General features: G+C 46.2%; 16 protein-coding genes. 1 reads left to right on the top strand and 15 read right to left on the bottom strand.

Translation table 11 applies throughout. The annotated features are described in order from the left end of the window. Positions 1 to 40 precede the first annotated feature (40 nt). Complete coding sequence (locus tag JSY38_RS13190) at positions 41 to 1,936, top strand: methyl-accepting chemotaxis protein (protein WP_205113575.1); 1,896 nt, start codon at positions 41 to 43, stop codon at positions 1,934 to 1,936. Between the two features lie 139 nt (positions 1,937 to 2,075). Here JSY38_RS13190 and JSY38_RS13185 read toward each other — a convergent pair whose 3' ends face one another. The 15 genes from JSY38_RS13185 to urtB all read right to left on the bottom strand — a co-directional run bounded on the left by JSY38_RS13185 (position 2,076) and on the right by urtB (position 17,467). Continuing rightward, positions 2,076 to 2,519: a GNAT family N-acetyltransferase gene (locus JSY38_RS13185; protein ID WP_205113574.1), complete on the bottom strand. Its 444-nt coding sequence runs from the start codon at positions 2,517 to 2,519 to the stop codon at positions 2,076 to 2,078. 115 nt (positions 2,520 to 2,634) lie between these two features. Further along, positions 2,635 to 3,546, bottom strand: a complete 912-nt coding sequence (locus tag JSY38_RS13180; protein WP_205113573.1) for a response regulator transcription factor — start codon at positions 3,544 to 3,546, stop codon at positions 2,635 to 2,637. Beyond that, positions 3,533 to 7,033: a hybrid sensor histidine kinase/response regulator gene (locus JSY38_RS13175; RefSeq protein ID WP_205113572.1), complete on the bottom strand. Its 3,501-nt coding sequence runs from the start codon at positions 7,031 to 7,033 to the stop codon at positions 3,533 to 3,535. The genes JSY38_RS13180 and JSY38_RS13175 overlap by 14 nt, the downstream gene beginning before the upstream one ends. A 57-nt stretch (positions 7,034 to 7,090) precedes the next feature. Further along, entirely contained in the window at positions 7,091 to 7,690 is a 600-nt protein-coding gene (locus tag JSY38_RS13170; RefSeq protein WP_205113571.1) for a HupE/UreJ family protein, read from the bottom strand. A gap of 70 nt (positions 7,691 to 7,760) precedes the next feature. Next, complete coding sequence (ureG, locus tag JSY38_RS13165) at positions 7,761 to 8,402, bottom strand: urease accessory protein UreG (RefSeq protein ID WP_205113570.1); 642 nt, start codon at positions 8,400 to 8,402, stop codon at positions 7,761 to 7,763. Between the two features lie 174 nt (positions 8,403 to 8,576). Next, positions 8,577 to 9,269: an urease accessory protein UreF gene (locus tag JSY38_RS13160; protein ID WP_205116822.1), complete on the bottom strand. Its 693-nt coding sequence runs from the start codon at positions 9,267 to 9,269 to the stop codon at positions 8,577 to 8,579. Then, positions 9,250 to 9,693, bottom strand: a complete 444-nt coding sequence (locus tag JSY38_RS13155; protein ID WP_205113569.1) for an urease accessory protein UreE — start codon at positions 9,691 to 9,693, stop codon at positions 9,250 to 9,252. The genes JSY38_RS13160 and JSY38_RS13155 overlap by 20 nt, the downstream gene beginning before the upstream one ends. Before the next feature lie 23 nt (positions 9,694 to 9,716). Continuing rightward, a complete protein-coding gene (gene ureC / locus JSY38_RS13150; protein WP_205113568.1) occupies positions 9,717 to 11,423 on the bottom strand; it encodes an urease subunit alpha in 1,707 nt (568 codons plus the stop codon). Beyond that, positions 11,423 to 11,740 (bottom strand): urease subunit beta, encoded by a 318-nt coding sequence (locus JSY38_RS13145; protein WP_205113567.1) that lies wholly within the window; start codon positions 11,738 to 11,740, stop codon positions 11,423 to 11,425. Before JSY38_RS13145 ends, ureC begins: the two co-directional genes overlap by 1 nt. Before the next feature lie 61 nt (positions 11,741 to 11,801). After that, positions 11,802 to 12,104 (bottom strand): urease subunit gamma, encoded by a 303-nt coding sequence (locus tag JSY38_RS13140; protein ID WP_110575688.1) that lies wholly within the window; start codon positions 12,102 to 12,104, stop codon positions 11,802 to 11,804. 66 nt (positions 12,105 to 12,170) lie between these two features. Then, positions 12,171 to 13,109, bottom strand: coding sequence for an urease accessory protein UreD (locus JSY38_RS13135; RefSeq protein WP_205113566.1), 939 nt, complete (start codon positions 13,107 to 13,109; stop codon positions 12,171 to 12,173). Positions 13,110 to 13,162: 53 nt separating this feature from the next. Further along, positions 13,163 to 13,870, bottom strand: coding sequence for an urea ABC transporter ATP-binding subunit UrtE (gene urtE, locus JSY38_RS13130; protein WP_114412365.1), 708 nt, complete (start codon positions 13,868 to 13,870; stop codon positions 13,163 to 13,165). Beyond that, positions 13,867 to 14,718 carry an urea ABC transporter ATP-binding protein UrtD gene (gene urtD / locus JSY38_RS13125; RefSeq protein ID WP_114412366.1) on the bottom strand — a complete coding sequence of 284 codons (852 nt, stop codon included), beginning with the start codon at positions 14,716 to 14,718 and terminating at the stop codon, positions 13,867 to 13,869. Before urtD ends, urtE begins: the two co-directional genes overlap by 4 nt. Further along, a complete protein-coding gene (gene urtC, locus JSY38_RS13120) occupies positions 14,715 to 15,848 on the bottom strand; it encodes an urea ABC transporter permease subunit UrtC (protein WP_205113565.1) in 1,134 nt (377 codons plus the stop codon). The genes urtD and urtC overlap by 4 nt, the downstream gene beginning before the upstream one ends. Next, positions 15,845 to 17,467, bottom strand: coding sequence for an urea ABC transporter permease subunit UrtB (gene urtB / locus JSY38_RS13115; protein WP_205113564.1), 1,623 nt, complete (start codon positions 17,465 to 17,467; stop codon positions 15,845 to 15,847). The genes urtC and urtB overlap by 4 nt, the downstream gene beginning before the upstream one ends. Between the last annotated feature and the right edge of the window lie 106 nt (positions 17,468 to 17,573).

The raw sequence follows: 17,573 nt of genomic DNA, 5'->3' as shown, positions 1-17,573 counted from the left end.
ATGGTGCTGCGCCTTTTTTTACATATATGGAGATACCCTCATGACTCTTTCTTTGCGCACTCGGATACTGAGTGTCAGCATTCTTGCTGTTGTTATCACAACGGCATATCTAGTCACAGAAACTACCCTTTCTCTGACACAGCAAATGCGCGATTCATTGGTAAAAGATATTCGCCATTTCTCAAAAGCCTATGGCGATAACACAAGTGAGTGGCTAAACAGCCGAAAAGTCATTGCGGCTTCGCTTGCTAACACGCTAGAACGGGCACCTGATCAATCACCTTATATTGCGATTAAACAAGCTTATGACAGTGGTAAATTTGCCTTAACCTATTACGGCAATAATGATGGCAAAATGTATCGTCAAGATCCTACGTTAGACGCGAAACGCCCGGGTTACGACCCTCGCCAAAAGAGCTGGTATCAAGAAGCAATGAGCATTGGCCAACCAAGTATTCTTGGCCCAAATCTAAGCTCTACAACCAAAGAATTAGTTATCATCTTAACGAATCCTGTCACAAAAAACGGCCAAAACTTTGGTACGGTCGGCGCAAATCTAAGTTTGGATCAGCTGTCCAAACAAGTTGCTGAGCTTGATATCCCGGGTTCAGGCTCTGCCATGATGGTCGCATCCAACAACGATATTATTGCCCATGCTGACAAAGACATGGTGATGAAAAAAGCCGAATCTATTTCCTCTATTTTCGCACCTCGCGCACTATCCAAGCTTGCAAAAGAAGATAGGCTAGCCGAAGAAACATTAAATGACCGAGATGTATTTGCTTACGCTCAGAATATTCCTAATACAGATTGGACCTTAGTTTTCACCATGGACAAAAGTGAACTAATGGCCCCAGTTTATAAAGTATTGGTTCGTCAGATCATCACTGCATTGGTTCTGCTTGTGGCATTTAGCTGTTTCTTGTATTGGTTATTTAAAGTGATATTTAGCGACTTAACGCGCGTCTCTAAAGCACTACAAGATATATCTAAAGGCAAAGGCGATTTACGCGCTCGCATAGAGGTAAAACGTGACGATGAAATTGGCGTCTTAGCACAAGGCTTTAATGACTTTGTGGGTCACATGCATGGCGTAGTTGAACGCTTAAAAGTACTTTCTAAAGACGTCGCAAACGAAGCTCAAAATGTATCGAACTCGTCGACTCAAAGCGCCTCTCGTGTTGCCACTCAACAGCAAGAAATCGACATGGTCGCTTCTGCTGTTACTGAAATGGCGGCAGCAACTCACGAAATCGCGGGCAACGCAGAGCAAACAGCCAAAGCCGCTGGTCACTCTGTTGAGCTGGGACAAAAAGGCAGTGCGCAAGTACAAAAAAGTCGTAATTCGACTCACCAACTTGCCAACGAAGTGAGCCTTGCTACTGGACAAATTTCTGAATTAGACAATCACGCTCAACAAATTAGTGGCATTCTATCGACCATTACCGGCATCGCAGAACAGACCAACTTGCTAGCCCTTAATGCTGCGATTGAAGCAGCTCGTGCCGGCGAACATGGTCGAGGCTTTGCCGTGGTTGCAGATGAAGTGCGTACGCTTTCTCAACGTACTCACGCTTCGACTGAAGAAATTCAAAAAATGATTGAGCAGCTACAAGAGCAAACATCAAAAGCGGTTACTTCAATGCAAAACAGCAGCGCCAAAGCACAAACCAGTGTTGCGGATGCTGATGCAGCGACAGAGAGCCTCGAAGAAATTGCCAATGCCATCATCAGCATTTCAGACATGGCAACGCAAATTGCTACCGCTGCAGAAGAACAAACAGCAGTGACTAATGAAATCAGCCAAAACAGCGAGACCATTCGCCAAGTGGCGGCCGATTTAGCCAATGAAAGTAAAACAGGTGTAGAACAATCGAAACGACTTAACCAACTTGCCAAGCAAGTAGACAGCGAAGTCGGCCAGTTCCAGATCTAAGTAGCCTTTCTTCAAGAGGATAACTGTAGGTCGAGCCTTTAGGCCGACAAAACGTGACGACAAATCACGTTTTGTCGGGCTGAAGCCACGACCTACAAAACCCCATATAATTCAATTAGTTACTCACCTAATAGATGCCTTACTTTAAGTCATCAATATTCGTCAATACCCACGCACTATTATGTTGAGTAAAACCAATCTTAGGATAATAATCCACCGCTTGCGGTGCGGACAAAAGAATCAAAGAACACTTAGGCTGTAAGGCTTCCTTGGTCATTCGGATAAGCGTTTTACCAATCCCCGTTGCCTGCACAGATTCATCCACCGCCAAGTCCGATAAGTAACAACAAAAGGCAAAATCCGTCACCGAACGCGCCACGCCTACCAAGGCCTCGCCTTGCCATGCCGTAATCAGCAAATTAGCATTTTCCAACATAGCCTCTATTGTTTCAGGCTCATTGATGGGACGACGCGCGCCCAATGTCGTTTTCGCCAGCAACTCAACAAACTGCTTAGCCGTTATAGCCTGATCCACCTTATAAACGATAGGAAGCGATAACTCGATGGATTGCTCAATAGACATTAGGACACCTTTTTTGATGCGGTAAAATGGCAGCATAGAATAATCTGTGCATATATAAAATAAGAAAGTGCTTACCTAAAGTTAAGCCTAAACAATAGCAAACATCCTACCAAACCTATCGATCTGCCGATAAAATTCGCAGAGCAATAGCGGCAGCGGAGGTGCGGTTTTCCACACCTAGTTTTGGGAAAATTTGCTCTAAGTGCTTGTTGACTGTGCGCGGGCTCATTTCAAGAATTTCAGCGATCTCACGGTTGGTTTTCCCATTGGCAATCCAGTGCAAGACTTCTGACTCACGATCCGTAAGGTCGAGTTCTTTCTTTAATAAAGCCGGGCCGGTGGGTTTGTCTCCGTCTTCAAGACGTAATAGCACTTCTTTTTGTTCGGTGACACCCATCATTTTCAGCGCCAAAGGGTATTCCAAGCCGCTGAGTTTCAAGACGTTGCCGACAACGGGGTGATGAGCTAACCAAAGTCGTATTTGTAGAGCTAATTCCGTACTTTGCCATTCACTGCTGGCGCGAGCTTTGGCAAGCAAAGCATAAGTTTGCGGCGTTGCCCAAGCAATTTCCCCTGCATAGGTTGTCGTCATCAAATACTGTCCCATGCTATCAAGAGCCGATTGCGCGTTATTGCTTAAACGCGCATTCGACAAATGCACGCGCATGCGAGCAATCAGTTCATTGGGTTGAATTGGCTTGGTGAGATAATCCACGCCGCCGGCTTCTAAGCCACGCACAATGTCATCAGTGTCGCTCAACCCCGTCATAAAAATAACCGGAATCGATACCAAGCTTTGCTCAGCTTTTAAAGCTCTGCAAGTTTCAAAACCATCCATATTTGGCATCATGGCATCCAGCAAAATAATGTCAGGACGAATCCGTCGGGCAATGGTTAAGGCTTGTTTTCCTTCAAGTGCGACAAGCACATCCATATTAGCCGCTTCCAAGGTGTCATGAATTAGGCTCAACGCATCTGGCGAGTCGTCGACCACTAAAACAATGTCACTTTTATTACTCGGATTCATAATTAGGCTTCTCATTTACGTCGCTAGTGACGCGTGAATATTTCTGTATATAAAGCACAATCGCATCAAACTGAAAACTTTTGTACAAGCTCTCCAGTTGCTGTAAATGGCTCGGGTCAATGACATCTGTTTTAGCCAGCTGATTCAGCAAACCGCCGACGCCTTTTTTGTACCCCATTTCAGCAAATGCCATCAGCTCGCGGACACTTTCATGGTCTGGTATAGCAACTGTCTGCAGATCTAACGCTTCCAGTATATTTTCTTCACAGTGGTCTGTACCCCTTTCAACAACAGGTGCCACCACATCAACTTCCGTTTCTTGATACACCCACTCCAGCACTAGCCAGTTTTTAATGGCATCCAACAAATCACTATTGTTCACAGGCTTAACCAAATATTGATTAAACGCTGCTTGCTCATCTGGCTTACGTTGGTTCTCTTTGGCATCAGCCGACAACATAATAATTGGCGTACTGTAAGCTCGGTCACGTAGCAACTTAGCTAAACTCAACCCATTCATACCGGGCATGGAGACATCTAATACGAATAAATCTGGCGAGCAGGAATCCAGCTCATCCAAGCAAGCTTCAGCGTCGGAGGCTTCTAATACATTAAAACCCAACGGGACGAGAATATCAGATAGCAAACCACGTACCACAGGATCATCGTCCACTACCATCAGAGTACGCTGATAGCCACGGTAACTTACTATGCGTTTGTATTCATAAGCAGAAGCATCTCCTTGGCTCACCCAAGGTAGCATCAAGCTAACGCGAAATTCACTGCCTTCACCCACCACTGAATGCGCCTGCAAATCACCACCCATAATGTCCGTTAGCAGTTTCACTATGGTCAAGCCCAAGCCTGTGCCAGGTAAATTGCCAGTACTGATGTCACGTACTCGCTCGAATGGATCAAATATGCGCTTTAAATGGCCTTCTTTAATGCCTACACCCGTATCTCGGATAACAAACTCGGCCACTTGATTACGATAATTGACTTCGAACAATACCGAACCTTTTGGCGTGTATTTCACGGCATTTGACAACAGATTGATCAAAATTTGCCGCAAACGCTTTTCATCCGTTATGACATGTTGTGGCAATGGTGCGAGAATTTTTGACTGCAATTGAATGCCTTTGTCACGCGCCTGCATAGCAAACATGCTGTTTAGCTGATCGATTAATTTCGGTAAATCCACCGTATTGCGATATAGATCAAAACGCCCTGCTTCGATCTTGGAAATATCCAATAAACCTTCGATCAAATCTGCCAAATACAGACCACTGCGATGAATAATATCCAAGCCATTCTGGTGCCCAGAAGGCGTATTGGCCTTCTCAGATAAGAGCTGTGCATAGCCAATAATAGACTGCAGCGGTGTGCGTAACTCATGACTAATCCCGGTGAGATAACGACTTTTCGCTTCATTTGCACGCTCGGCTTGTTCTTTTGCCCCTTGCAAGGCACGGTCGGTTTCTTGGTGAGCATCAACTTCACGAATCAATTTTCTCGTTTGCCTATTAGACTCCTTCTGCGCCACCACACGACTTTCATGAGCGAGAACAAACAACCATGATAAGACGCCAGAAACGATCAACAGAGTAAAGAACAGTGCCAACATAGTCTCTTTTAACAAGACTTCTTCATTCAGCGATGTCGGTGCCATTTGCGTATAAATCAACATCATCAGTGCGGCATTGATAATATTGATTATTAGCAACAAAGAGGCAAAACGACCAAAGCGAGAGCTCAGCGCCTTAACGAGTCTCTTAGGTAAAAAAAGCTTTAAGAAATAGTCACTCTGCTGCCCAATGCTTGCCTGTGGTTTACAGCTATCTAAACAGCGTACATCTAAGGAGCAACACAAAGAACAAATCGGCTGCATGTAGGCAGAGCAAAAACTCATGTCTTCCGTTTCGAACGCATTCTCACAAATCCCACAAGTCAGAGTGACATACTTAGGGCTGTGTTGTTTTGCCAGCTCAATCATCGGAATCAATTCAGGGCTTTGGCGCGCTAGGTAATATTTACCCTTGGTGAGCCACGCAATCAGCGGCACAAACACAAAACACGAACCTAAGGATATAAAGTGACACAAGCTTTTCGCCACTTCACCAAAGACACCTAAATAACTCACTAAACCTAACGTGGTCGCAATCAACATCGAGCCCGTTCCGACAGGGTTAATGTCGTATAAATGCGCGCGTTTAAACTCGACATAATTAGGGCTTAAACCCAACGGTTTGTTGATTAATAAATCCGCTGACAAGCTACCTAACCAACTCACCGCAGCGATGGCAAACACGCCTAAAATAGCGCTCAAAGCCTGATAAATCCCCAATTCCATCAGCAATAATGCAATAGTTACGTTGAATACCAACCAGACAACACGACCGGGGTGAGAGTGAGTTAAGCGTGAGAAAAAATTCGACCAAGCAATAGAACCCGCATAGGCGTTGGTTAAATTGATTTTCATCTGGCAGATAAACACAAACACCGCCGCCAAAAGCAAAGCGGTGGTAGGCGATGTGGTTAAAAAGAAAAAGATGCGCTGATACAAATAGGTTGGATCGGTGGCTTGTATCGCTGAAGCGCCATCGGAAATCGCCAAGTAAGCCAAAAACGAACCCAATAACATTTTGATGGCACCAATAAACACCCAACCTGGACCCGCTAAAATCAGCCAAAACCACCAGCGTCGGCGGTTTTGTTTGGTTTTTATAGGAAAAAAGCGTAAGTAGTCGACTTGCTCGCCAATCTGCGCCATTAAGGCAAACAAGACAGACGCTGCTGCGCCAAACAAAACCCAATCAAAATGCGTGCTTTGCGGCAAATCAGCTGGTGCATATTGTGTCCAGCCTTCGAAGTTTTGGTATTCCTGCGTCACCACTACGCCAATCGCCGCTACTTGTAACACCAACCAAATCCACTGGGTACCGTTTTGAAAGCGACTAATAGCACGAATACCGTGTGTTACAATGGGAATAACAAATATGGCCGAGAGCGCATAACCCAAGGCCAAAGGAATGCCTAATAGAACCTCCATTGCAGAGGCCAAAATAGCCGCTTCAATGGCAAAGAATATAAAGGTGAAAGTCGCATAAATCAGCGAGGTAATAGTCGATCCAAGGTAACCAAAGCCCGCGCCTCGGGTCAATAAGTCTATATCCAGACCATGCTTGGCCGAATAATAGGCAATGGGAAAACCCGTGACGAAAAACAACGCCAACACAGTGAGAATAGCCGCTACTGCATTGGTAAAACCATAAGCGAGGGTAATAACCGCAGCCAGTCCTTCCAACGCCAAAAACGCGGTTGCACCAAGCGCGGTATGACCAACACGCTCAATACTCATCGCATGGCCCTGCTTGGAGCCGTTGTCATGCCGAGAAGTGTAGCGTAGAGCGTAATCTTCCATGGTTTGATCGGCGACCCACTTATTGTAGTGGCGTCGCACTTTAAAGATCTTTTGTGCCGCCGTCATAGAATCTCGTGCTTAGACGATAAAATGACGCTTTTTAGCTTAGGAGACAAAAATGAGTTAGGCAAAAGCAAGTACCAAACCCGCTAGCGCAATAGCAGAGCCACTAATGCGCGTCGCTAAAGGCGTACCAATTTTCGTCATCAGCTGACCAAAACCCAGACCAGCCGCATGCAAGCCCGCCGTAGCCAAAGCAAAACCCAACGCATATTGCAGACCATTGGCACTCAAAGGCATTTCCATACCATGCGCTGCACCGTGGAATAACGCAAAAGCCCCTGCAATCGCCATGCAAGCCGCTGTTGGTAAACGCTTAGCAAACAACACCAAAGCACCCAATACGACGAGAGACAATAGAATACCTTGTTCAACAAATGGCACATTTAATCCCGCCACCGCTAAGCCGCCGCCCAACAACATAGTCACGACAAACGCCGCTGGAATCGCCCACAAAGCGCGACCACCAATGCTCGCTGCCCAAAGACCAATCGCCACCATGGCCAAAAGATGATCCAAACCGCCCATTGGGTGAGCAAATCCCGTCATAAAGCTAGAAGCTTGTTCATGCCCCGGATGAGCAAACACGGAACCAGAAGCCAATACCGAAGCCGCTACCAACAAACCTTTTGTTTTCAATGCTCTTTCTTTCAACGCATTCATAATTTTTCTCCTAATATTTCGAAAACCTGAACTTAATACTTCCCAACGACGTTACGAGCACAGTAGCCATTTAAACGACAGCTTTCGCTGCAGGTATTTCTTTTGCTTCCAACATCCCTTCAGACACAATGATCTGAATAATCTCATCCAAGCCTTGGGCTTTTTTGAGATTCGAAAAGATAAACGGACGATCACCTCGTTGAATCTTGGCATCGTGCGCCATCACATCCAAAGACGCACCAACCAAAGGCGCTAAGTCCGTTTTATTAATAATCAACAAATCCGATTTCGTAATACCAGGACCGCCTTTACGAGGAATCTTGTCACCTGCAGAAACGTCAATAACATAAATGGTAAAATCGGATAACTCTGGGCTAAAGGTCGCACTCAAGTTGTCGCCACCACTTTCCACAAACACCACATCCAATTCGCCATGACGCTCTAGCAATTGATCAATCGCCGCCAAGTTCATTGATGCATCTTCACGAATCGCCGTGTGCGGACAACCACCTGTCTCCACTCCCAAGATACGGTCCGCATCCAAGGCTTCATGCTGGGTTAAGAACTTCGCATCTTCTTGGGTATAAATATCATTGGTCACCACGGCAATGTTGTAATAGTCACGCATCGCGCTACATAAAGAACGCAGTAATGCGGTTTTACCTGATCCTACTGGACCACCCACACCAATTCGTAAGGTTTGTTTTTTCATACTAGGTTCCTTTTAAAAATAAATTCGAAATCTTATGGTTAGACCAATCGCTTGTAAGTTGGCATTTATGCCGACAAAAACTCGCCACAACAAATCACGCCTTGTCGGGCTAAAGCCGCGACCTACAAAACTAATTCCTCATTATGGTAGATAAGGCTAAGTTGACCGATTCGCCTAAGACCGAAATAGCCGTGAGTATTGTGTTTCATGCTGAGCACTGGCTATGGCAATGGCCGGTAGGCCTGCGCCAACACGGTCTTCTTCAATGGTTAATGACATGGCAATGGCGTGTCGAATGTCTGTCTGTAATTCACCTAACAATTCTTGTGCTTGGGTTTGCCCAAGGGGAACCAGCTTGGTAGCGGCCGCAATTTGGTTTTCCAACCAAGACCAAGCAAAACCGAGTGAAGCAAGATCTATTTTCACCCCCCAATAATTAGCTGCAATAGCAAATAAGGTGACAAAGCTCATCTCGTCTAAACGCTTAAACGGAGTGTCTATTTGCAGGCTGCCCATTAGACGAAACAAGGCTTCACCCATCGCAGTATCATTCAGTCGCAGCTCTTTGGTTTCTCGGCAGGCCAGTACTAAATCATTCAGTTCAAATAATCTTTCTGTGTCTTGCCGCTTAGCGGCATCCATACATAACCGCAGCACAGGTAAATCCACACGTGCTACCGACTGTTGCAACTGCAAGCTAATCCAGTCAGACACCTCAGCTTTGTTTTTTACCCAGCCTTGATCAATGGCGTATTCCATGCCTTGAGAAAAAGCAAAGCCGCCCACAGGCAAACCGACGCTACTTAACTGCAAAAGCCGCAGCAAGCTAATATCAGTGGTATCAATGTTAGTGGTGACTGTGCCCATGACTATAAGCTCCAGATTCTGGGACAAAAACGCCCTCTTCATGGATAACGATCAAGCCAAGCATGTGCAACATGTCTTCTAAAACGTGGTCAGGTTTGATGCGTAGCCAGCGTTCGCCAATTTGAATTTTGGTGTGACGATTGCCCAAGTGGTAGCAGGCTTTGGAGAAGGCTTCCCAATCTTCACAGCTAGCATGAGCGACGTCTTCTACTGCGCCAGTCACTTGAACTATCCTGCCGCATTCGGACTTTAAAAATTCACCGACTAACAGCGGCTTACCACGCTCAAGAAAAACTCGAACCTCTTCGTCATTGTCACCTATAAGTTTCAATCTACCACGATCACGCTGTTCATGGGTTAGCGTCACTGTGGTGTGGACTGGATCGTGACAATGGGTGCCTAACCTTTCGTAAATATCTAGCATATGCTGTTCCTAAAAAAACGCCCCTAAAAGAGAGTATAAAGCTGAGCCAAGGGCAATACTTCAGCTGGCTCACAGGTTAATAATTCCCCATCCGCTCGCACTTCATAGGTTTGCGGATCAACGGTAATGTTCGGCAACCAATCGTTGTGAATCATATCGAGCTTGGAAATATTGCGAGTGTTTTTACAGGCCACCAAGGTACGATCTAAACCAAGGGATTCTTTCAAGCCATTGTTCAATGCTGCCTGTGAAACAAAGGTCACAGACGTGGCCGCAGCAGCTTTGCCGAATGAACCAAACATAGGGCGATAATGCACGGGCTGTGGCGTCGGAATTGAGGCATTTGGGTCACCCATTGGCGCGCTGGCAATCATACCGCCTTTAATGATCATCGAAGGTTTTACAGCAAAAAAGGCTGGCTTCCATAAGACTAAATCCGCCATTTTTCCCGGTTCAATCGAGCCAACTTCATGACTAATACCATGGGCAATGGCTGGGTTAATGGTGTACTTGGCAATATAGCGACGAGCCCGAAAGTTATCCGCGCCCAATTCTTGATCTTCTGCCAACAAACCAAACTGCTGCTTCATCTTGTGAGCGGTTTGCCATGTACGAGTCACCACTTCGCCTACTCGTCCCATAGCTTGAGAATCAGACGAAATCATACTGAAAGCACCACGATCATGAAGAATGTCTTCCGCGGCAATGGTTTCTTTGCGAATACGTGAATCTGCAAACGCCACATCTTCTGCAATATTGCTGTCCAGATGGTGACACACCATGAGCATGTCTAAATGCTCATCGACCGTGTTGTGAGTATAAGGGCGCGTTGGATTAGTTGAGGATGGCAAGACATTCGGATTGGAACAGGCTTGAATAATATCAGGGGCATGACCGCCACCTGCGCCTTCGGTGTGATAAGTGTGAATCACTCGATCTTTAAAGGCATCAATGGTGCTGTCGACGAAGCCAGATTCGTTCAAGGTGTCAGTGTGAATCGCCACTTGCACGTCGTAGGCTTCAGCGACACTCAAACAGCAATCAATCGACGCTGGCGTGGTGCCCCAATCTTCGTGCAGTTTCAGTCCACAAGCACCTGCTTCCAGTTGTTCTTCTAAAGCTTCTGGCAAACTGGCGTTGCCTTTGCCCAAAAAGCCCAAGTTCATCGGCATGCTGTCTGTGGCTTGTAACATCTTGCCAAGATACCAAGGCCCCGGTGTACAAGTTGTCGCCTTGGTTCCTGTTGCAGGGCCAGTACCGCCGCCAATCATGGTGGTGACGCCAGAGGTTAACGCTTCTTCAATTTGTTGCGGACAAATAAAGTGAATGTGCGCGTCGATGCCACCCGCGGTCAAAATAGAACCTTCACCAGCGATCACTTCCGTTCCCGGTCCAACCACAATATCAACGTTATCTTGCACGTCTGGGTTACCGGCTTTACCGACTTTAAAAATACGGCCTTCTTTGATGCCAACGTCGCCTTTTACTATGCCCCAATGATCTAACACCAAGGCATTGGTAATCACTAAATCCACAGCCACGTCGTTGGTCACTTGGCTTTGTCCCATGCCGTCGCGGATAACCTTGCCGCCGCCGAATTTCACTTCGTCGCCATACACGGTGAAATCTTTTTCCACCTGAATCCAAATATCGGTATCGCCTAAACGCACACGGTCACCCGTAGTCGGACCGAACATCTGCGCGTAACTTTGTCTGTCCATCGTCGCCATTATTCTGCTCCTACCAATTTGCCCATGACTTCACCACGAAAACCATAAATAGTTTTCGTGCCAGCGTATTCGACCAGCTCTACTTCACGGCCTTGGCCGGGTTCAAATCGCACTGCGGTGCCAGAAGCAATATTCAAGCGAAAGCCCTTAGTCACTGTGCGATCAAAAGACAAGGCTGGGTTCACTTCGTAAAAATGATAATGGGAGCCAATTTGCACAGGGCGATCACCGGTATTTTCGACGCGAATTTTCACCGTTTTACGGCCCACATTGAGCTCAATATCGCCAGCGGCTACCTGTATTTCACCTGGGATCATGATGTTTTCCTTTTAAAAAAAAGAACCTGACACACACGTTTAATGACGTAACGAGTAGTCATTAATTTATAGGATTATGAACGGTGACTAACTTCGTCCCATCTGGGAACGTCGCTTCCACCTGCACTTCATGGATCAACTCAACCACACCGTCCATTACTTGTTCCGCACTCAATAAGGTTTTGCCATAGGCCATTAATTCCGCCACGGTTTTACCATCGCGAGCGCCTTCGATAATTTCCATAGTGATGTACGCCATGGCTTCGGGATAATTCAATTTAAGGCCGCGATTCAAACGTCGTTCGGCTAGTAAGGCAGCGGTAAATACCAACAGCTTGTCTTTTTCTCTTGGGAGGAGTTCCATTTTTATGCTCCGTTACTTATCTTTATGATTGTTTTCGTTGAACCAAAAAAGAGCGCGCGCACCTTTTTAGGTCGACCAAATTCTCGGTTCATTGTATTTTTTGTTGATTAATGCCGGGCGAATATCTCGCCAACACTGAATAAATAGCTGTTTTACTTGTTCCGAATCATCGTGAAGGCTGCGAACTAAGATGTATTCACCTACAAGACTCACGCCACTTAATGACCCATGTTGGGTACAGTGCTGGCGTAGGGAGTCGATCAATTCGTCATGGTTGACTGAATTAGAAGGTTCCTTTAAATCAAACGGCCCTGCGATCATCAAACCATTAATTGGCTTACCATCTAATCCCGCTTTGGCTGAAAAAACAGCACGGCTACTATCATCAATAACCAATCGTTCACGCACCTTAAGACGATCGTTCTGACGAATCTGAAAGCCTTGTTCTGCCTGCCCTTCGCCAAAATCTTCTTGGTTGGCTGGCAAGCCAAAACAGGTGATTTCCCAGCCGATAAACTTAGCGTTATCCGCAAGATCGATACGATTTTCAAGTCGTGTGTGGGCATTGGGATACAGAATGGTTTCTTGTGGCAACCATTCCATTAAGCTGTTTTCAGCGACGTTCAACTGAGTAATTTGATGTTGTAGCGTTTTATCCTTCCGAGCACGATAAACCCGCCCTGCACCCGGAGTAGTGATCAAAACATGAGTATTTTCGGCTAGGTTTGCCGTAATCGTGAGACAATCCCCCGAAACCAAACCACCTGGAGGATGCAATAAATAGACGTGCGCCGTGTCTCGACCTTCAGGATAAAAAGGCTTTTGCACGTACAAAGGCCCTTTGTGATCACAGGTTTTCAACACGGTACCGCGAGTTGTTTGAGAAAAGCCTAATGTCAGAAATGCATGCCAGTGGGAAGCTTCTCCCCGCTCTGGCATTTGAGTTTCTGGCAGCGGTTTTTGGTCGTATTCTTCTGCCAAAGCAAGGTTATGTTTATTATTCATTGATGCCCTATAAGCGTCTTTCGCGTGGCTGCTGATTCCAACCAATGCAAAAATCAGACCGCCAAATACTGCTTTATCAAAGTATCGTTAAGGTTCTCCATTTTATCTGCCGCAACAATGCGTCCCTTTTCCATCAGACGAAACTCTTTACCTACGCGACGAGCGAAACCGAGCTTTTGCTCCACCAAGATAACGGTCAATCCTTCTTCTTCGTTCAGCTTTAAAATCACATCGCCAATTTGCTTAACAATGTTGGGCTGAATGCCTTCGTTAGGCTCGTCTAAGATCAAGACTTTTGGTTCTAATACCAAGGCACGGCCAATGGCTAATTGCTGCTGTTGTCCACCAGATAAATCACCACCACGACGATGCAGCATGTCTTTCAATACTGGAAAAAGCTCGAAGATTTTCTCTGGAATATCCTTTGGAGAGTCTTTCGTGCGCTTACCACGAACAGGCAAACCGATACGCAGGTTTTCTTCCACAGTAAGCATGGGGAAAATGTCTCGACCTTGTGGAACGTAACCAATGCCTGAGTAAGCTCGCTTTTCTGCGCTTTGCTTGTTTAGCGTTTCGCCTTCCATGGTGATGTCGCCACTTTTGATCGGCAGCAACCCCATAATGGCTTTCAGCAAGGTCGTTTTGCCCACGCCATTACGACCCATGATGCAAGTAATCGAGCCGGGGACTATCTCTAAATCCAAGCCCCAAAGAATCTGTGTGCCGCCGTAAAGTTGATCAACCTTGTTAATGGATATCATGCCTGTTCTCCTGCCGCAGCCTCTTCACCAAGATACACTTCAATCACGTCTTTATTACTTTGAATCTGGTCCATTGTGCCTTCGGCCAACACTGAGCCTTGGTGCAAAACGGTGACTGTGCGAGCAATACTGCGCACAAATTCCATATCGTGTTCGACCACAATCACAGTTCGCTCTCCAGCCAGAGAGGTTAGTAGCTCCGCCGTGCGTTCTGTCTCTTGTGCTGTCATGCCAGCTACAGGCTCATCGATCAACAAAAGTCTTGGCTCTGCCACCAACAACATACCGATTTCTAACCATTGTTTTTGACCATGAGACAAGGCACCCGCCAACATGAATCTATGCTTAGCCAAACCAATGGTTTTTAATACTTCATCAATGCGGTCGATTTGTGTCGGTGTTAAACGCGAGAACAAGGTCGGCAAGACACGTTTGTCAGTTTTAAGAGACAACTCTAAATTGTCAAACACGGTTTGCTCTTCAAACACAGTTGGCTTTTGGAATTTACGACCAATACCAAGCTGAGCAATTTCCGCTTCGTCTTTGTTTAATAAGTTGTGATTCTGCCCAAAGAACACCGTGCCAGAATCGCACTGAGTTTTGCCGGTAATTACATCCATCAAAGTGGTTTTACCCGCGCCATTGGCACCGATCAAACAACGCAATTCGCCATCGTTAATATAAAGGTTAAGATTGTTTAGCGCTTTGAAGCCGTCGAAGCTCAAATTCAAATCTTCCACGTACAGAATCATCTGATTACCGACATTTACCTCGGCCTGCGCTGGAGCCAAAAATGGCCAAACCTGATCTCGACGGAAGAGTTCACGGGTGCTATCTAACGTACTCATGCTTGTGACTCCTTTTTCATTACACTGTTTCGCTTAGCCTTTAACTGCCCATACAACCCCATCAAACCCTTTGGTAAATACAAGGTAACCAGCACAAACATAGCGCCTAAGGCGAACAACCAAGCATCTGGCATAATTGCGGTAAAACGGGTTTTCGCGTAGTTCACTAACAAGGCACCGATCACCGCACCAATCAAGGTGCCACGACCACCTACGGCAACCCAAATCACCATCTCGATAGAGTTAATCGGAGAAAATTCACCCGGGTTGATAATGCCCACTTGCGGTACATACAAAGCACCTGCAATGCCGGCAATCACAGCGGAATAGACAAACAACCACACCTTGTAACGATCGGTACGGTAACCGATAAAACGTGAACGGGATTCTGAATCACGAATCGCCAACACCACCTTGCCAAGTCGAGAAGCAAGAATCTTCTGACTTACGACAAACACCACAGCCAGCAAGATGGCCGTGATCAAGAACAAGGCAACCCGCGTGCTGTCGGCTTGTAAACTGAAGCCAAGAATTTCTTTAAAATCGGTCAAGCCATTGTTGCCACCAAAGCCCATTTCGTTACGGAAGAACGCCAACAATAATGCATAGGTTAAGGCTTGCGTCATGATGGAGAGATAAACGCCTGTTACCCGAGAACGGAACGCCAACCAACCAAAAACAAAAGCCAACAAGCCAGGCACCAGCACCGCCATTAACATAGCGAACCAAAACTGATCCATGCCCAACCAAAACCAAGGCAATTCTTTCCAATCCAAAAACACCATAAAGTCGGGCAGTAATGGGTTGCCGTACACGCCGCGATCACCGATTTGGCGCATCAAATACATGCCCATAGCGTAACCGCCCAAGGCGAAAAATGCCCCGTGACCTAAACTCAAAATACCGCAATAACCCCAGATAATGTCCACCGCTAGCGCCAACATGGCGTAGCATAAATACTTGCCCAATAAGGTAATGGTGTAAGTACTGACATAGAAAACTGAGTCAGCGGGTAACAATAGATTCGCCGCCGAGGCCAAAATAGTCACACTTAATAAAATCACCACAAATGGCAGAGTGTGTTTGCCCGTCGAGCGCCCTTCAGAAAACCAAGCTGTAAGACGTTTCATTCTGCCGCCCTCCCTTTTTGTGGAAAGAGTCCCTTAGGACGTTTTTGAATAAAGAGAATAATAAACACCAACACCAGAATAGCCGCGAGAACTGCCCCCGTGGTTGGCTCAAGAAATTTCGTCGCGATACCCAATGTAAAGGCCGCTACCAAGGTGCCAAGCAAGTTGCCCATGCCACCGAACACCACCACCATGAAGGAATCGATAATGTAAGATTGACCCAAGTTTGGTCCAACATTGGTCAGCTGACTTAACGCCACACCAGCAATACCTGCGATACCAGACCCAAAACCAAAGGTCATCGCATCGACCCAATTGGTTTTTACCCCCATGGCTTTTGCCATGTTGCGATTTTGCGAGACAGCACGAACGTTTAGCCCCAGAGAGGTTTTCTTCAATACAATCACCAAGACGATGAACACCAACAAGGCAAAGGCTAAAATATACAAACGGTTTAGCGTTAAAGATAAAACGGGGTTAATTTCCCAAGAGCCACTCATCCAGCTAGGCGTGGATACTTGACGGTTAAGCGGTGAGAAAATCGTCCGTACCAATTGCTGCAAGATCAAACTAATACCAAAAGTGGCCAGCAAGGTTTCCAATGGACGGCCATGCAAACGACAAATAACTAAGCGCTCTATCAATACGCCCATCAAGCCAGATACTAAAAAGGCAGCAGGAATCGCTACCCAAATCGAGTAATCGATGTAATTCGGCATAATCAACTGCACCACATATGTGGTGTAAGCACCCAACATGATCATTTCGCCATGGGCCATATTGATAACGCCCATCACACCAAAAGTAATCGCCAAGCCAATAGATGCCAACAACAATACTGAGCCAAGGCTCAAACCAAAAAACAACTGGTCGACAAAGGCAAAACGGTTCACTCGTTGCGCGATTTTTTCTAATGCCGCATTGGCAGCACTCACAACAGCGGCGCTGTCGTCACGGGTAAGTCGAGTCAGCAGGTTTCGTACATCACTTTCTAAGCTTGTGGACATTTTTTCAATCGCCGCAATGCGATTAGAAGGTGCCAACCCCGTTTGTGATGCCGTATTCATAGCAAGCGCCAATCCCATGGCTTCTTTAACTTTTTTGTTCGGCTCATTCGGGTAAAGGCCTTCTAAAACCTCGACCGTGTCGTCATCTAATTTAGACAAGAGCTCTCTAACCGCACTTTCACGCACACCAGGCGACTTCGCAGTGAGTTGAATTCGGGCCATGGCATTGCGTAAATAGCCACGTAATTTATTGTTTACTCGAATTTTATCCACATCTCCTTTCTGAAGATCCGTTCGAGTTTGTTGAGTAAATACATCTTTATAAACAGTTTCACCATTCACATCGGACTGACCAACAACCTGACCTTCCGCTTCGATGTAATACAAATTGCCCTCTAATAAAGTACGGAAAAGGGGCAAAATACTGTCGTCAGATGCAGCCTCAATTCTGACCAGAATCGGCTCTACGTCTTTCATCTTTGCTTCACCCAACTCGACTAAAAGAGGGTCCAAAGACGTCGACTCCGCGCCATAGCTGGGAAAGGATAAAAGCCCAAAAAGACAGCAGCAAAGTGCGATGCAATATTTCACGGTGATACGTCTCAAGGTCATACTCCATGTATCGGAAGGTTTTTAAATCAGAACTCGATTTGAAGAGAAAAATGACTCTCTGACTAGACTAGCTATTCAGCCGCTAGACAGAGAGTCGAGGTTACCC

The organism is Marinomonas foliarum, from assembly GCF_016906065.1.
GTDB lineage: Bacteria > Pseudomonadota > Gammaproteobacteria > Pseudomonadales > Marinomonadaceae > Marinomonas > Marinomonas foliarum.
The sequence above is the reverse complement of the archived record's forward strand: the minus strand, read 5'-3'. Positions and strand labels throughout refer to the sequence as shown.

What these genes read in the sequence shown, in the direction of transcription:
- JSY38_RS13135 (WP_205113566.1), bottom strand. Translation starts at nt 13,109, where the DNA reads ATGAATAATAAACATAACCTTGCTTTGGCAGAAGAATACGACCAAAAA.
- ureG (WP_205113570.1), bottom strand. Translation starts at nt 8,402, where the DNA reads ATGAAAAAACAAACCTTACGAATTGGTGTGGGTGGTCCAGTAGGATCA.
- urtB (WP_205113564.1), bottom strand. Translation starts at nt 17,467, where the DNA reads ATGACCTTGAGACGTATCACCGTGAAATATTGCATCGCACTTTGCTGC.
- urtE (WP_114412365.1), bottom strand. Translation starts at nt 13,870, where the DNA reads ATGATATCCATTAACAAGGTTGATCAACTTTACGGCGGCACACAGATT.
- JSY38_RS13160 (WP_205116822.1), bottom strand. Translation starts at nt 9,269, where the DNA reads ATGGGCACAGTCACCACTAACATTGATACCACTGATATTAGCTTGCTG.
- urtC (WP_205113565.1), bottom strand. Translation starts at nt 15,848, where the DNA reads ATGAAACGTCTTACAGCTTGGTTTTCTGAAGGGCGCTCGACGGGCAAA.
- JSY38_RS13190 (WP_205113575.1), top strand. Translation starts at nt 41, where the DNA reads ATGACTCTTTCTTTGCGCACTCGGATACTGAGTGTCAGCATTCTTGCT.
- urtD (WP_114412366.1), bottom strand. Translation starts at nt 14,718, where the DNA reads ATGAGTACGTTAGATAGCACCCGTGAACTCTTCCGTCGAGATCAGGTT.
- JSY38_RS13145 (WP_205113567.1), bottom strand. Translation starts at nt 11,740, where the DNA reads ATGATCCCAGGTGAAATACAGGTAGCCGCTGGCGATATTGAGCTCAAT.
- JSY38_RS13185 (WP_205113574.1), bottom strand. Translation starts at nt 2,519, where the DNA reads ATGTCTATTGAGCAATCCATCGAGTTATCGCTTCCTATCGTTTATAAG.
- JSY38_RS13175 (WP_205113572.1), bottom strand. Translation starts at nt 7,033, where the DNA reads ATGACGGCGGCACAAAAGATCTTTAAAGTGCGACGCCACTACAATAAG.
- JSY38_RS13140 (WP_110575688.1), bottom strand. Translation starts at nt 12,104, where the DNA reads ATGGAACTCCTCCCAAGAGAAAAAGACAAGCTGTTGGTATTTACCGCT.
- JSY38_RS13180 (WP_205113573.1), bottom strand. Translation starts at nt 3,546, where the DNA reads ATGAATCCGAGTAATAAAAGTGACATTGTTTTAGTGGTCGACGACTCG.
- ureC (WP_205113568.1), bottom strand. Translation starts at nt 11,423, where the DNA reads ATGGCGACGATGGACAGACAAAGTTACGCGCAGATGTTCGGTCCGACT.
- JSY38_RS13155 (WP_205113569.1), bottom strand. Translation starts at nt 9,693, where the DNA reads ATGCTAGATATTTACGAAAGGTTAGGCACCCATTGTCACGATCCAGTC.
- JSY38_RS13170 (WP_205113571.1), bottom strand. Translation starts at nt 7,690, where the DNA reads ATGAATGCGTTGAAAGAAAGAGCATTGAAAACAAAAGGTTTGTTGGTA.